Source organism: Deinococcus aquiradiocola (assembly GCF_014646915.1).
GTDB classification, from domain to species: domain Bacteria; phylum Deinococcota; class Deinococci; order Deinococcales; family Deinococcaceae; genus Deinococcus; species Deinococcus aquiradiocola.
Genome location: NZ_BMOE01000006.1, coordinates 73121 through 88096, shown reverse-complemented (window position 1 = coordinate 88096; position 14976 = coordinate 73121). Strand labels below are relative to the sequence as shown.

Below are 14976 nucleotides of genomic sequence, written 5' to 3'. Positions count from 1 at the left end.
GACCCCATCCCTAAAGGGAGGGACTTGCGCGTCTCTTTCGGTCACGAGACGACCGGGGCGGCGCTGAGCGTGGGAAGCTCGGCGCCGGGCTGGGCGTGCGCTGCGGGGGTCGGGCGTGGACTGGTCTGCCCCTCGTGCGCCCGAATCACTCCGCTCCCCACGGCGCGGACGGTCAGTCCGGCGGCCGTGACGCCGTCCGGCAGGGTCAGGGTGACGTGCTCGCCCGGCAGCAGGTCTAGGTGATTGTCCGGCAGACGGAAGGGTCCGGCGTCGATCCAGATGGCCTTGGCGGGCAGAGCGGCACTCAGGGTCAGGGTGCGGCCCGTCACGGCGGCCCGCAGGTGCGGGTCGGGCAGGTCGTGGTACTTGAGCGGTTCGGGCCACAGCGCGGCGCGGCTGCGTTCCTGCCCGTCCACGCTCAGGCGCAGGAACGCCACGCACGCGTCTGGCAGGTGCAGGTCCGTCAGGTCGAGCGGCGTCACGGCGTTCGCGGCGGCCGTCACCGGCCACTCGCGCTTCAGCAGGCCCTGCCCGTCCAGTCCCAGCACGTCCAGGTGCAGCTGTACCGGCCGGTCCGACGTGACGCTGCTGGCGATCCAGGCGCTCAGGCGCTCACCGTCTCGGCGGGCCTGCACCGCCAGCGGCGCGAGTTCACGGCGGATCGCGTGGTACGCGGGCTTCGGGACGCCGCTGGAGTCGATGACGGCCCAGCTCGTGACGGGCCAGCAGTCGTTCAGCTGCCAGACCAGCGCGCCGGACACGGCCCGCGCGCCCGCATGTCCCCAGCGGCCCCGGAAGGCGCGGTAGGCGCTCGTCATGGCTTCGGCCTGCACGGCGCGGGCGGCGTACACGTACTCCTCGAAGTCGCGGGGCGGCTGGAAGGTGTCGCTGAGGTACACGGCGAGGCGGCGCGCACCGTCCGGGCGGCCCTGCGGGTCGGCGGCCTTGTTGTGGTGCTCCATCACGCGGGACGCCGCGTGCCGGTCCTCGGGCTGCGTGAAGGTGCCGATGCTGTGCAGGCTCGGCGGGGACTGCAGCCCGAACTCGCTCACGAAGCGGCCCTCGTACAGGCCGTAATCGCGGTGCGGGGCCATCCCGGCGTGCCAGACCTCCCAGGTGTGCTTGTCCCCGACCGTCGGGTCGTGCGAGGCCGCGCCGCCGTACGGACTGCCGGGCCAGTACGGCACGTCCGGATTCAGGGACTGCACGACGTCCGGGAGCAGCCCCTCGTAGATGGCGAGCGCGTCGAACCGCGCGGGGTCGCCGCCCGGGCCGGACGCGCCGACCGACTCGGCGATCTGGTAGTCCTCGTTGTTCCCGCACCACAGGGCCAGGCAGGCGTGGTGCCGCAGGCGCCGCACGGCCGCCTCCGCCTCGGCACGCACGCTCGCCAGGAATGCCGGGTGCGCGGGGTACATGCCGCAGCCGAACAGGAAGTCCTGCCACACCAGCAGGCCGAGTTCGTCGCAGGTGTCGTAGAAGGCGTCGTGCTCGTAGATGCCGCCGCCCCACACGCGCATCATCACCATGTTCGCGTCGGCGGCCTGCTGCAGCCGGTCACGGTACTGTTCGGGCGTCACGCGTTCCAGCAGCAGGTCCTCGGGAATCCAGTTCGCGCCCCCCGCGAAGACGGGAACGCCGTTCACGACGAAGGTGAAGGACGTGCCCGGCTCGCCTGTCACGGGGTCCTGCCGCAGCTGCACGGTGCGCGCCCCCAGGCGGCGCGTGAGGGTGTCGAGGGTCAGTCCGTCCCGCTGCAGGGTGACGCGCAGGGTGTAGAGCGGCTGGTCGCCGTACCCGCGCGGCCACCACAGCTGCGGGTCCGGCACGGTGAACTGCGCCTGCAGCGGGGCGTGCGTGTCCGCGTGGGCGTCCAGGGTGGCGCGAGCGACTTCCATGCCGTCCGGGGCGTGCAGGTGCACGTGGAGGGTGTCGCCGGGGCGGGTGGTTCCGGCCAGCGTGGCGTTCAGCTCGAGGGTGGCGTGACCGTCCGCGCTGAGTGTCAGGGGCGCGTGCACGTCGTCCAGGCGGGCGTGGTAGGCGTGCAGGGTGACGTCCTTCCATGGCCCGGCCGTCAGGATCACGGGGCCCCAGTCCCAGCCGTAGTGGTACTGGGCCTTGCGGACGTACACGCGGCTGGGGTCGCCGTTCCAGACGGCGCGCTGGCCGTGGCTGGCTTCCAGGGCGCGGCCGTGCGGCAGGACCGGACCGAAGTGCAGGGTCAGGGTGTTCTCGCCCGAGTGCACGTGCGCCTTCACGTCCAGGCGGTGCGGGACGAACATGTTGTCGCTCTGCAGCAGGACCGTGCCGTTGAGCGTGACGGTGCAGAGGGTGTCGAGGCCGTCCAGGCACAGGTCCAGGTGCGGCGATCCGAGCTGGTCCGGCGTGACGGTGAAGGTCGTGCGGTACGTCCAGGCGGTCTGTCCGGCCCACTGGACGTCGTGTTCGTTGAGTCCGATGTACGGGTCGGGGATCAGGCCGTGGCGCAGCAGGTCGCCCTGCACGGTGCCGGGGACGGTGGCGCTGTGCCACTGGCGGGCGGCGGCGTGTTCGGTGGGGGCGTCCGGGGCGCGCAGGGACCAGCCGCGGAGGGGGGTGCGCTGCGTGAGGGTCGGGGTGGGTGGCGTCATCGGTGCTCCTGCGGGAGGGAAGAGGGAGGGACAGGCGCGGATCGGCCGCGCCGGAATATGTTTAGTAAACTTGACCGAGAGCGTACCACCTGCCCCGCAGACTGTCAAAACACGCCCGCACGGCCTGTCCAGCCGCACCAAGCCTGCCTGCCGCCCCCGTCCGTGGCGGGCGCGGCGGTATAGTCGGCGGCGTGCCCAGAGCCCAGCGTTTAGCGTCCACCCCCACCATCCGCGACATCGCGGCCCGCGCGGAAGTCTCGGTCGGGACCGTCTCCCGCGCCCTGAAAGGCCAGACCGGCCTGACCGAGGACACCCGCGTGCGCGTCCTGCAGGTCGCTCAGGCGATGGGCTACGACCTGAGCAAACTGCGTCCCGTCAAGGCCCGGCGGATCGGGTTCCTGCTGCACGAGTCGCACAGCAACCTCGCCAGCAACCCCTTCTACTTCCCGGTCCTGCACGGCGTGGAGGTCGCGTGCCGCAACTCCGGCATCGCCTTCACGTACTCGCAGGTGGGCGCGCTCGACACGGTCCCGGAGCTCATCGACCTGCTGGAGGTCGACGGGCTGGTCTGCGCCGGGTACTGGGAGAGCGGCATCCTCGCGGAGATCGTGCGGGCCGGAAAGCCGGTCGTGCTGGTGGACCACGCCGCGCCTGGCCTGCCGAGCGTGAACACCGACAACGTCTCGGGCGCGTACCAGGCGACGCAGCACCTGATCGCCACGGGCCGCACGCGCGTCGCGATGCTGACCGGGCAGGCCGAGCACCACAGCATCCGGCAGCGGGTGGAGGGGTACCGGCAGGCGCTGTCGGACGCCGGGCGTTCTCCTGCGGACGAGGTGATCGTACGGCGACTGGTGGACACCGACGAGGGGGACCGGCAGGCGGCGGCGGCCCTGCTGTCGCGCTCGCCCAGGCCGGACGCGGTGTTCGCGTACAACGACCGTTCGGCGCTGGCGGTGCTGCAGGAGTGCGCCCGGCGGGGCCTGCGCGTGCCGGAGGACGTGGCGGTGGTGGGCTTCGACGACATCACGGCCGCCAGTTACAGCCAGCCGGGCCTGACGACGGTCGCCGTCGACAAGGAGGGGCTGGGGCGTGAGGGTGTGCGCCTGCTGCTTCACCCGCGCCCGAGTGAGCGGGCGCAGGTGGTGGTGCCGGTGCGGCTGGTGATTCGTGGCAGTTCGCGCGCGGGGCGCTGAGCGGACGGGGCGGTCCTGCAGCCGGGTGAGCTGACCGGTGGTTGACACCCCAGGGCGGCCCGGGTACACTCCAAACGTTTAGTAAACACAACCGGTTCTCTGGAACCACCTTGCCGGACCCCACCCAGGGCCCGCCGACCTCGCCGCTTCCCGCCTGTCCCAGGAGGACGTATGCGCACACCCCTGAAAGCCCTCACCCTGACCGCACTGCTCGCCAGCTCCCTCGCCAGCGCCGAGAAGCTCACCATCTGGGTCGTCGGCGACGAGACCACCCCCAAAATCCTGCAGCCCGCCGTCGACCTCTACAAGAAAGACCACCCGGGCGTCACCTTCGAAGTCCGCGCCGTGCCCGGCGACCAGGCCTTCACCAAGTACCTCGCCGCGCTCGCCAGCAGGAGCGGCCCCGACATCATCACCGGCTACCTCTCCTACGGCATCGAGATCGGCAAGAAAGGCGGCCTCATCAACCTCCAGGACAAGTACCCCGCCCTCGTCAGCTCGGTCCGCAAGACCGCCAACAAGGGCATCCTCGACTCCATCACCTCCACCGACGGCAGCGTCTACGCGCTCCCCTACGACCTGACCGTGCAACTCCTGTACTACCGCAAGGACCTCGTCAAGACCCCGCCCCGCACCTGGGCGGAACTGACCGGCACCCTCGACACCCTCAAGGCCAGCGGCAACAAGGGCCTCGTGCAGCAGTGGGGCAACGCGGGCTGGGTCGGCTTCTTCCCGTACCTCAAGCAGGCAGGCGGCAACCTGTACGACGCCAAATGCAGCCAGGCGACCATCAACAGCGCCGCCGGCGTCACTGCCCTCAACTACTACGCGCAGTTCTACACCAAATACAAGGGCCCCACCGACGGCTGGCCCGACATGGAACAGGGCCTCGAAAACGGCGACTACGCCATGGGCATGACCGGCAACTGGTCCCTGCAGAGCATCCGCAGCGGCCGACCCAAACTGGCCGGCAAATGGGGCATCACCATGCTCCCCAAAGGCCCTGCCGGGAAGAACACCGCCTTCGAGGGCGGCAGCCTGATCGGCATCATGAGCTACACCAAGGTCCCGGACCTCGCCGCGGACTTCATCCGGCAGCTGTACTCCACCCGCACCACCGTCGCCATGATCGGGGGCGCCAACGCCCTCGGCACGCTCTGGCTGCCCGCCGGACGCCAGGACCTCGTCACGCAGGTGAACCTGCCCGCCGACCAGAAGGCCATCCTGATGCGCCAGCTGAGCGACTCCGACGGCCCCCCCAACTGCCCCGGCTGGGAGCAGAGCGGCGACGCCGTCCAGAAGGCCGTGCAGCAGGTCGTCTTCAACGGCGTGAGCGCCAAGGCCGCCCTCGACGACGCCGCCAAGACCATGAACGCCAACCTCAGCAAGTACGGCAAGTGAACCCTGCGCGGGCGCAGCCCCAGCACGCCGCGCCCGCGCACGGCACCCCGGGGGTTCCATGACCAACCACCTGCCCGCCAGCCTCCAGAGCGCCGCGCCGCCCACCCCGTACCGCCGCGCCCACCCGGTGCGGCGCTTTCTCGTGCAGCACTCGGCGGCCCTGATCCTCGTCACGCCGTTCCTGCTGCTGTTCCTGCTGTTCACCATCTGGCCCGTCCTGCGCTCCCTGTACCTCAGCTTCACCGACTACGACGCCATCAGCAGCCCCAGCCTGACAGGACTCGACAACTACCGGACCCTGCTCGCCGATCCGCGGTTCCTGAAGGCGCTCAGCAACACCGCCACGTACATGCTCGGCACGGCGCTGCTCAGCACGGCGCTGGGCCTCATGCTGGCCCTGGTGTTCGGCGGGCAGCGCCTCAGCGACCAGGTCATGCGCGCCTGCTTCTTCCTGCCGTCCGTGGCGGGCGGCGTGGGCCTCATCAGCGTGTTCAAGTGGCTGTTCAGCAGCGAGGACTTCGGCCTGATCAACACCATGCGCCAGTGGCTGCACCTCGACCCCGTGCGCTTCCTCGGCTCGCCCGCGTACGCCGTGCCGGTCCTGATCGTGCTGGCCGTGTGGGGCCTCATGGGCTACAACATGATCATGTTCGTCGCGGGCCTGCGCTCCATTCCCGGCGACATCTACGAAGCGGCCGCCATCGACGGCGCGACGCCCGCCCAGCGCTTCTGGCGGATCACCCTGCCGCTGCTGCGGCCCACGCTGCTGTTCGTGCTGGTGACCAGCATGATCGGCGCGTTCCAGGAGTTCTTCTCGTTCTACTTCCTGTTCAGCGACACCTCCAACGTCGGCGGCATCCTCGACAGCGGCCTGTCGCTCGTCGTGTACCTCTACGACCTGGGCTTCCGGCACCTGCAGATGGGCATGGCGTCCGCGCTCGCCTGGATCCTGTTCATCATGCTGCTCCTGCTGACGGCCCTGAACCTGAAGCTCGGCCGCATCAACGACGTCGACTGAAGCCCCGCCCACACGCCCCCGGAGGTCCCCGATGGTCGGTGAACGCCAACACCCCATGCTGAGCACCCTGCTGCGCCTGCCGTTCTACCTGCTGGCCGTCAGCGTCATGATCCCCTACTACTGGATGGCCACCAACGCCTTCAAGACCGTCCCGGAAATCGTCCGCAACCCGCCCACGTGGTGGGTGCACACCTTCACGCTCCACAACTTCTACAACCCCCTCACCGCCCCCGGCGCGGCGAAGAGCAGCGGCGAGTTCCAGGGTGTCTTCCAGATCTTCGCGAACACCGGCTTCGCGCAGTTCTACCTGAACAGCGTCGTCATCACGCTCCTGACGGTGGTCGGCAGTCTGCTGCTCGCGTCGCTGGTCGCGTACGTGCTCGTCAAACGGCCCTTCCCGGGTTCGCGGCTGCTGTTCTACCTGCTGCTCGGCAGCATGATGATCCCCTGGGAGGTCACGATCATCCCGAACTTCCTGACGGTCCGGGACCTCGGGTGGATCAACTCGTACCAGGCGCTGATCCTGCCGGGCCTCGCCAAGGCCTTCGCGGTGTTCTTCTTCCGGCAGGCGATCCTCGGCATCCCGGACGACCTCGTGGACGCCGCCCGCATCGACGGGGCAGGAGAGCTGCGCATCTGGTGGAGCATCGTGCTGCCCATGCTGCGCCCCGCACTGGCCGCCATCGCGATTCCCGTCATGCTGGGCGAGTGGAACAACTACCTGTGGCCGCTGCTCGTCATCAACGACGACGCGCACCAGACGCTGCCACTCGCGCTCGGCAAGCTCGCCGGGAACCTGACGTACGACCCGCGCGGCGCGGGCCCCATGATGGCCGCGTCGTTCCTGGTGTCGCTGCCGATGGTGGTCGTGTTCCTGTTCTTCCAGCGGCAGTTCGTGCAGGGCCTCGCCAGCGGCGCCACCAAGGGCTGATGCGGCGCGCCCCGGCCCACGCGAGGCCCACCGCGCGTCCGGTCCTGAAGGCCGTGCTGCTGATGGCGGCCCTGACCGCCGCGCCCACGTCCGCCCAGGGAGCCATGCCGCCCGCTCCGCTGCAGGCGTTCACGACCCTGGCCCTGACAGGTGTGCCCGCGCGCGCCGAGCAGTTCACGCTGCTCGACCTGCGCGTCAACATCTCCCTCCGCGCCACGAACCCCTATGATCCCGCGCAGGCGGACCTGAACCTGATCGTCACCATGCCCGCCGGACGGACCCTCCGCGTGCCCGCCTTCTGGATGGTCGCGTACGGCCCGGACGGCACACCCGCCGACGCGGGAGCGTGGCACGCGCGCTTCACACCCACCGAGACGGGTACGTACACGCTGCGCGTCCAGGCCGCCAACCCGCAGGGCAGGGCGGCGGAGAGTGCGGCGCAGACGCTTACCGTGACGCCCGGCGACGCTCCCGGCTTCGTCACCCGTTCGGTCACTTCGCCCCGCACCTTCGCGGACAGCCACGGCCGGACCTTCATCCCGATCGGGCCGAACATCGCGTGGAGCGGAGGGGACGTGCTCGCCGACTACGAACGCTGGTTCGACCGGCTCGCCGAGAACGGCGGCACCTACGCGCGAATCTGGATGGCGTCCTGGGCCTTCGGGATCGAGTGGCAGGACACCGGCCTGGGCGACTACTCGGCCCGGCAGCGTCAGGCGTGGCTGCTCGACCGGGTGTTCCAGCTGGCGCAGGCGCGCGGCATCCGCCTCGAACTGTGCCTCCTGAACCACGGGGCGTTCAGCGAAACCACCAACTCCGAATGGAACGACAATCCCTACAACGCCGCGAACGGCGGGCCGCTCGCCACGCCCGCCGAATTCGCCACGGACGCCCGCGCCCGCACGCTGTTCCGGCAGCGCGTCCGTTACCTCGCGGCGCGCTACGCGGCATACACCAGCCTGTTCGCGTGGGAGTGGTGGAACGAGGAGAACTTCACCCCGATCAGCGAGGCGGACCTGCGCCCCTGGATGACCGACATGAGCGCCTACCTGCGCGGCCTCGACCCGTACGGGCACCCGGTCACGTCCAGCTTCAGCGGCGGCGGCAGCTCTGGCCTGTGGCGGGACGCGAGCGTGGACTTCGCGCAGGCGCACCTGTACACCGCCCGCGACCTGCCGCTCGAACTGCTGTCCCTCGCCCGTCAGTTTCAGGAATCCGCGCCGGACAGGCCCGTCCTGCTGGCCGAACTCGGGTACTCCGCCGGGGGCGGCGGCGACCCCCTGCTGGAACGCATTCACTTTCACACCGGCCTGTGGGCGCCGCTGTTCCTGGGGTTCGCCGGGCCGGGCTCGTACTGGTGGTGGGACACCCTGATCGACCCGCAGAACCTCTGGGCGGAGTACGCGCCGCTCGCCGCCTTCCTGAAGGACGCCTCCACCGCGTCCATGCGCCCTGTGACCGCGCAGAGCGGCAGCCCGGACGTCACGGCGCGCGTCCTGCGGTCCGGCACGCAGGCGATGGCGTGGCTCGTCAGCGACCGCTACAGCGCGAGCGGCGTGCAGCGCGCGCAGACGGACGCCCTGCTGGACGGCACATACCGCGAGGGTGACCCGCCCGTGTTCCCGGAACGCCGCGCCACCCTCACGATTCGCGGCCTGCGCGACGGGCCGTACATGGCCCGCTGGTTCGACCCGCAGACCGGCGCGTGGCTCGCGGCCCGGCCCGTCACGGCGAGCGGGGGTGTGCTGACCCTGCCCACACCCACCTTCACGCGCGACCTGGCGGTGCGGGTGGACCCCCGGTGAGGTCCACGCTGCGCTTCGGGGACGCCTGCAGCGACCACATGGTCCTGCAGCGCGGCGTGCCGCTTCCCGTGTGGGGCTTCGGGCTTCCGGGCGACGAGGTGCGCGTCACCTTCGCCGGTCAGGAGGCGGCGGCCCGCGTGGACCGTGCCGGACGCTGGACCGCGCAGCTCGCGCCGCTGGAAGCGAACGCGCACGGCCAGCCGCTCACCGTCCGGAGCGGCGCACTGCGCCTGCAGTGCCGCGACGTGCTGGTGGGCGACGTGTGGCTGTGCGCCGGGCAGTCGAACATGGAACTCGGCGTCGGGTCAGCCGACCACCGCGACCACGCGCTCACCCTGGCAGACAACCCGCTGCTGCGCCTGCTGCTGGTGCAGAAGTCATCCGCGCCCACAGCACAGGCGCACTTCCCGCCCGCTGCCGGGGAGCCGCGCTGGGCCGTCTGCACGCCACGCCGCGTCCAGCACGGCGGATGGGGAGGCTTCTCGGCCGCCGCGTTCCACTTCGGGGCGCGGCTCGTCCGGGAACTCGGCGTCCCGGTCGGGCTGATCCAGGCGGCGTACGGCGGGAGCCGCATCGCGCCCTTCATTCCGCTCTCCGCCAAGCGCGGGCACCCGGCCCTGCAGGCCGACGCGCAGGAGATCCGGGCCGCCGACCAGGCCGCCCGGAACGGGCCGCACCCCTTCACGCCCTTCGACGCGTGGAACACCCTCAAGCCCGGCACCGCCTGGAACGCCATGATCGCCCCGCTGCTCCCCCTCGCCCTGCGCGGCGCCCTCTGGTACCAGGGCGAGTCCGACGTGGGGGACGCCGGACCGTACGCCGCGCGTCTCCGGGCCCTCATGACGGCGCTGCGCCGGGCGACCCGCCACCCGCACCTGCCGGTCTACGCCGCTCAGCTCGCCCCGTACCGCTACGGGCGGGACGAGGACCTGCTGGACCTGTGGGCCGCGCAGCAGGCCGCCACCCGCGGCACGCACAGCGGTCTGGTGTGCACCGCCGACCTCGGCGACCTGAACGACATCCACCCGCGGCGCAAGGCCGAGGTGGGCGAACGCCTCGCCGGACTGGCCCTGCACCGCGAGTACCGCCGCAGCGACCTGCCCGCGACCGGCCCCGAACTGCGCGCCGTGCGCTTCGGCCCCGGACGCGCCACCCTCACGTTCCGCACGCACGCGGACTCGCCGCTCCGCACCCTGGACGGCGGCGCCGCCCGCGGCTTCGCGCTGGCCGGACCGGACGGGACCTTCCATCCGGCCACCCCCACCCTGCGCGGCCCGCGCGTGCACCTGCACTCCCCGGACGTGCCTGCCCCTACACTGGTCCGGCACGCGTGGCAGGTCGGTGCCGAACCGAACCTCACGGACGCCGGAGGCCTGCCCGGCCTGCCGTTCCTGCACCCGCCCGCGCGACCCTGAAGACTCCCGCAAGGGCGATGAGGGCCGCGCCGGTCCATGATCACGGTCATGAAGTCCAGACGGAAGTCCACCCTCACGCGCGCCGGAAGACCGGGATTCGTGGAGGTGCGCGGCGCGCGCGAGCACAACCTCAGGAACGTGGACGTGGACCTGCCCAGGGACGCCCTCGTGGTGTTCACGGGCGTGTCCGGGTCCGGCAAGAGCAGCCTCGCCTTCGGCACCCTGTACGCCGAGGCGCAGCGCCGGTACCTGGAGTCCGTGTCGCCGTACGCGCGCCGCCTCTTTCATCAGGTGGGCGTGCCGGACGTGGACCGCGTGGACGGCCTGCCGCCCGCCGTGGCGCTGCAGCAGGCGCGCGGCACGCCCACCGCGCGCTCCTCGGTCGGGAGCGTCACCACGCTCTCGAACCTGCTGCGCATGCTGTACTCCCGCGCGGGCGAGTACCCGGACGGGGCGGGCATCGTGTACGCCGAGGGCTTCTCCCCGAACACGCCGGAAGGCGCCTGCCCGGAATGCCAGGGGCAGGGCCGCGTGTACGACGTGACCGAGGAGACGCTCGTGCCGGACCCGACCCTCACCATCCGGGAGAAGGCCATCGCGGGCTGGCCGCCCGCGTGGGGCGGGCAGAACCAGCGGGACATCCTCGTATCGCTCGGGCACGACGTGGACACGCCCTGGCGGGACCTGCCGCGCGAGTTGCGGAATTGGATCCTCTTCACGGACGAGCAGCCGGTCGTGCCGGTGTACCCGGGCCTCACGCCCGCCGAGACGCGCCGCGCCGTGAAGGCGAAACGCGCGCCGGACTACATGGGGACCTTCACGGGCGCGCGGCGGTACGTGATGCAGACCTTCGCGACCAGCGAGAGCGCCAGCATGAAACGCCGCGCGGCGGGCTTCATGCTCAGCCGCCCCTGCCCGCTCTGCCACGGGAAGCGCCTGCGGCGCGAGGCGCTCGCCGTGACGCTCTCAGGGCTGGACATCACGGACTTCTCGCGCCTGCCGATCACGCAGGCGCAGGCGCTGCTGCAGCCGCTCGCGGACGGGCACACCGGCGACCGCCCCGCCGAGGTCGCCACGGCCGCGCAGCGCATGGCGGACGACCTCGTGGCGCGCATGGACGTGCTGCTCGACCTGGGCCTCGGGTACCTCTCGATGGAGCGCAGCACCCCGAGCCTCTCGCCGGGCGAACTGCAGCGCCTGCGGCTCGCCACGCAGCTGTACTCGCAGCTGTTCGGGGTGGTGTACGTCCTCGACGAGCCGTCCGCGGGCCTGCACCCGGCCGACACCGAGGCGCTGCTGCGCGCCCTGGCGGACCTGAAGGCCGCCGGGAACACCCTGTTCGTGGTGGAGCACGACCTGGACGTGGTGCGCGCCGCCGACTGGCTGGTGGACGTCGGGCCCGGCGCGGGCGAGGGCGGGGGAGAGGTGCTGTACAGCGGCCCGCCCGCCGGACTGCAGGACGTGCCCGCCTCCGTCACCGCGCGCTACCTGCAGGGCGAGGTGCCGCTTCCCGCCCGCGCCGAGGGCCGCTCGCCCTCCGGGTGGCTGAAGTTGCGCGGCGTGACGCGCCACACCCTGAACGGCGTCTCCGCCGACCTGCCGCTGGGCCTCCTGACGAGCGTGACGGGCGTCAGCGGGAGCGGCAAGAGCAGCCTCGTCAGCGGCGCGCTGGTGGACCTGCTCGCCCGGACGCTCGGGCAGGCGACCACGCCCGACCCGGCCGACCCGCTCGACCCCACCGACGAGGTGACGGTCACGCAGGGCCGCATGACGGGCGACACGGCCGCCGTGACGCGCCTCGTGGTCGTGGACCAGAAACCCATCGGGCGCACGCCGCGCAGCAACCTCGCCACGTACACCGGCCTCTTCGACGGCGTGCGCCGCCTGTACGCCGCCACGCCGCTCGCGCGGGAACGCGGGTACGACGCGGGCCGCTTCTCGTTCAACGTCAAGGGCGGACGCTGCGACACCTGCCAGGGCGAGGGGAGCGTCATGGTGGAACTGCTGTTCATGCCGAGCGTGTACGCGCCCTGCCCCACCTGCCACGGCACCCGCTACAACGCTCAGACGCTGGACGTCACGTACCGGGACCTGAACGTCGCGCAGGTCCTGGCCCTCACCGTGGACGCCGCGCACGCCTTCTTCGAGGGCGAGCCGACCGTGCGTCGCGCACTGGACGTGCTGCGCGAGGTGGGCCTCGGGTACCTGCGGCTCGGGCAGCCCGCCACGGAACTGTCGGGCGGCGAGGCGCAGCGCATCAAGCTCGCGACGGAACTGCAGCGCTCCCCGCGCGGCCACACCGTGTACGTCCTTGACGAACCCACCACCGGCCTGCACCCGGCCGACGTGGACCGCCTGCACCGGCAGCTGTCGGCCCTGGTGGACGCCGGGCACACCGTCATCGTGATCGAGCACGACATGCGCGTCGTCGCCGCGAGCGACTGGGTGATCGACCTCGGCCCCGGCGCGGGCGAGGCGGGCGGGCGCGTGGTCGCGGCGGGCGTCCCGCAGGACGTGGCCCGCGAGCGGGAGAGCCGCACCGCGCCGTACCTGGCACGTGCCCTGCAGGACGCTCGCTGACCCGGCGTTCCTGGGAGGTCAGCGGTCCGGCGTGCCGCGCGTCCTGAGGCTGCCCAGGGCGCGCGTGAAGCGTTCCGCGAGCGCCTCCTGCTCGGCCCGCGTGCGCGGCAGCCGCGCCGACCGCGTCACGAGAATCTCCACGCCCGGCATCAGCGTGAAGCGCGTCACGCGTTCCGCGAGCGGCGCGCTGTCCGGGTCTTCCGCCGGGGTGGGCAGAAGACTGGTCTGACGGCGGCGCGCGGGCATCTCCGGCGCAGCCGAGAAGACGGGCGGGGGCGGGGCGGACAGCATCGGGGCGGCCTCGTCAGCCATGAGGAGCGGCGCGGACGAGACCGGCACGTCCGGCGAGAGCTGCCGCAGTCCCGCGAGATACGAGAGGGCCGCGTTGCCGGACGTGCCGGGCTGCACCTGCAGGCGACCCGTGCCGTTCAGGAGCGCTTCGAGGTCGTCGTCCGCCTGTTCGGGCAGCATCCCCAGCAGCGCCTGCGCGCTGTGCCCCTCGCCCATCAGGCGGCGCAGCGTCAGCAGCTGCAGCAGGTGCCGCCGCCCGTAGCGGGCTTCGCGCCCCTCCTTCTGCGGGGGGTCCAGCAGGCCCTGCGTGGTGTAGTGGCGGATCAGGCGCGGGTTGACGTCCTCCGTGGTGCGCGAGGTGCGGTCGAGCGGCAGGTACCGCGGGAGGAGCGCGTTGGCGAGGGCCGCGAGATCGTCCAGGCCACCGCTCCACGCGCCGGGCAGGGAAGCGTCAGGCATACCCCACTCTAGAAATGACAACGACTGCTGTCAATGACAACGCCCAGGTCGCCCGCGGCCGGGGCGGCCCGACGGGCACCGACCGTCAGGCGCGCGCGACGTGTAGGGCCACCTCCGCCGTCACCGCGTCCTGACGGCCCGGGTGCAGGGTCAGGCGCGTCAGGGCCAGTGCCGCACGCGGCCACGCCCACCACGCGGGCGGCAGGACCAGGTACTCGTTCTCCCAGTGGGCCGGACCGAAGCGCCGCTTGAAGGTCTCCAGACCATCGAAAGAATACGCGCGCGACAGCAGCGGCCTCACCCGGTACGCTAGCCGTTCCGGCCACGTGACGGGCAGGGCGTCCAGACCACGCTCCCGCGCGAGCGGCACCCCGCCCAGCGTCGCCAGCGGCACGCCCCCCGCCTTCAGCGCGTCCAGCGCGCACGCCACCAGCGCCGTCCCCGTCGAGGCGGGCGCGTCCACGTCCCGCAGCACGTCCTCCAGATACCACGCCCCCCGGCCCGCCACGGGGCTCGCCGCGACCAGCCCCACCAGCCGCCCCGCCTGCCGCGCCTCGAAGTACCGCTTCCGGTCCCGGAACGCCAGGGGCCGCAACTCGAAGATCCAGTGGAACGCCACGCCCGCCCGCCGGGACCGCAGCCACCGCCCGCTCAGCGCCTCCACCTCCGCCGTCCAGCGCGCGCCCTGCTCACGCGGCAAGCGGTCCGGACGCACCTCGCGCAGCGTCAGGCCCTCCCGGCCCGCGCGGTTCACGGCCTCCCGCACCCGCGCACCCCCCTTGCCGCGCGCCGGCCAGTCCCGCAGGTGCACGTACGGCGTGCTGCCGAGCCGCACCGGCCGCCACCCCAGGTCCCGCAGCACGGCCGCGCACTCCGCCCCGACCGGCCCGAACGCAGGCGTGAACCCCGCCTCGCCCGCCACCCGCACGAAGGCCCGCAGGAGCGCCGCCCACCCGGCTGGCGGCGCGAGCGGATCGCCCACCACCAGCACCCGCCCCAGCCGCTGCACGCCCAGCCCGCCACGCACGCCCTCCAGCGTGAACATGTGCGTCACGCCCGGCAGAGCCGCCAGGGCCGACGGGTTACACGCGTAGCGCGCGTGCCAGCCGATCAGCACCTCCGGCCGCACGGGCTCCAGCCGCGCCCCCACCACCGCTGCCGCCCCGCCCACCGCCACTTCGACCGTCATGCCTGCACCCTACGCGCGGCAGGTAGCGTCCCGGTAAAGGCCAGGCGCACGGCACTGCACC

The 14976-nt window shown here is 72.1% G+C and carries 10 protein-coding genes; 7 read left to right on the top strand and 3 right to left on the bottom strand.

The features are described 5' to 3' along the window. Positions 1-41 precede the first annotated feature (41 nt). Positions 42-2630 (bottom strand): beta-mannosidase, encoded by a 2589-nt coding sequence (locus IEY33_RS10395; protein ID WP_188963168.1) that lies wholly within the window; start codon positions 2628-2630, stop codon positions 42-44. A gap of 191 nt (positions 2631-2821) precedes the next feature. Between IEY33_RS10395 and IEY33_RS10390 the strand changes: the two genes are divergently transcribed. The 7 genes from IEY33_RS10390 to IEY33_RS10360 all read left to right on the top strand — a co-directional run bounded on the left by IEY33_RS10390 (position 2822) and on the right by IEY33_RS10360 (position 12976). Then, positions 2822-3826, top strand: a complete 1005-nt coding sequence (locus tag IEY33_RS10390; protein ID WP_188963166.1) for a LacI family DNA-binding transcriptional regulator — start codon at positions 2822-2824, stop codon at positions 3824-3826. Positions 3827-3997: 171 nt separating this feature from the next. Next, the gene (locus IEY33_RS10385; RefSeq protein ID WP_188963164.1) at positions 3998-5227 is read left to right on the top strand and encodes an extracellular solute-binding protein; all 1230 of its coding nucleotides are present in this window, start codon (positions 3998-4000) and stop codon (positions 5225-5227) included. A 58-nt stretch (positions 5228-5285) separates the two neighbouring features. Further along, on the top strand, positions 5286-6245 hold the full coding sequence (locus tag IEY33_RS10380; RefSeq protein WP_188963161.1) for a carbohydrate ABC transporter permease: 960 nt from the start codon (positions 5286-5288) through the stop codon (positions 6243-6245). 55 nt (positions 6246-6300) lie between these two features. Further along, complete coding sequence (locus IEY33_RS10375; protein WP_188963158.1) at positions 6301-7176, top strand: carbohydrate ABC transporter permease; 876 nt, start codon at positions 6301-6303, stop codon at positions 7174-7176. After that, positions 7176-8981: a DUF5060 domain-containing protein gene (locus IEY33_RS10370; protein WP_188963156.1), complete on the top strand. Its 1806-nt coding sequence runs from the start codon at positions 7176-7178 to the stop codon at positions 8979-8981. The genes IEY33_RS10375 and IEY33_RS10370 overlap by 1 nt, the downstream gene beginning before the upstream one ends. Continuing rightward, positions 8978-10396 carry a sialate O-acetylesterase gene (locus IEY33_RS10365; protein ID WP_188963153.1) on the top strand — a complete coding sequence of 473 codons (1419 nt, stop codon included), beginning with the start codon at positions 8978-8980 and terminating at the stop codon, positions 10394-10396. The genes IEY33_RS10370 and IEY33_RS10365 overlap by 4 nt, the downstream gene beginning before the upstream one ends. Before the next feature lie 48 nt (positions 10397-10444). Then, positions 10445-12976, top strand: a complete 2532-nt coding sequence (locus IEY33_RS10360) for an excinuclease ABC subunit UvrA (protein ID WP_188963151.1) — start codon at positions 10445-10447, stop codon at positions 12974-12976. A gap of 18 nt (positions 12977-12994) precedes the next feature. Here IEY33_RS10360 and IEY33_RS10355 read toward each other — a convergent pair whose 3' ends face one another. Together IEY33_RS10355 and IEY33_RS10350 are read right to left on the bottom strand one after the other, a co-directional pair. After that, entirely contained in the window at positions 12995-13726 is a 732-nt protein-coding gene (locus IEY33_RS10355) for a MerR family transcriptional regulator (RefSeq protein WP_188963149.1), read from the bottom strand. A gap of 85 nt (positions 13727-13811) precedes the next feature. Continuing rightward, on the bottom strand, positions 13812-14915 hold the full coding sequence (locus tag IEY33_RS10350) for a DUF2156 domain-containing protein (RefSeq protein ID WP_188963146.1): 1104 nt from the start codon (positions 14913-14915) through the stop codon (positions 13812-13814). Between the last annotated feature and the right edge of the window lie 61 nt (positions 14916-14976).

What these genes read in the sequence shown, in the direction of transcription:
- IEY33_RS10395 (WP_188963168.1), bottom strand. Translation starts at nt 2,630, where the DNA reads ATGACGCCACCCACCCCGACCCTCACGCAGCGCACCCCCCTCCGCGGC.
- IEY33_RS10385 (WP_188963164.1), top strand. Translation starts at nt 3,998, where the DNA reads ATGCGCACACCCCTGAAAGCCCTCACCCTGACCGCACTGCTCGCCAGC.
- IEY33_RS10380 (WP_188963161.1), top strand. Translation starts at nt 5,286, where the DNA reads ATGACCAACCACCTGCCCGCCAGCCTCCAGAGCGCCGCGCCGCCCACC.
- IEY33_RS10375 (WP_188963158.1), top strand. Translation starts at nt 6,301, where the DNA reads ATGCTGAGCACCCTGCTGCGCCTGCCGTTCTACCTGCTGGCCGTCAGC.
- IEY33_RS10370 (WP_188963156.1), top strand. Translation starts at nt 7,176, where the DNA reads ATGCGGCGCGCCCCGGCCCACGCGAGGCCCACCGCGCGTCCGGTCCTG.
- IEY33_RS10360 (WP_188963151.1), top strand. Translation starts at nt 10,445, where the DNA reads ATGAAGTCCAGACGGAAGTCCACCCTCACGCGCGCCGGAAGACCGGGA.
- IEY33_RS10355 (WP_188963149.1), bottom strand. Translation starts at nt 13,726, where the DNA reads ATGCCTGACGCTTCCCTGCCCGGCGCGTGGAGCGGTGGCCTGGACGAT.
- IEY33_RS10350 (WP_188963146.1), bottom strand. Translation starts at nt 14,915, where the DNA reads ATGACGGTCGAAGTGGCGGTGGGCGGGGCGGCAGCGGTGGTGGGGGCG.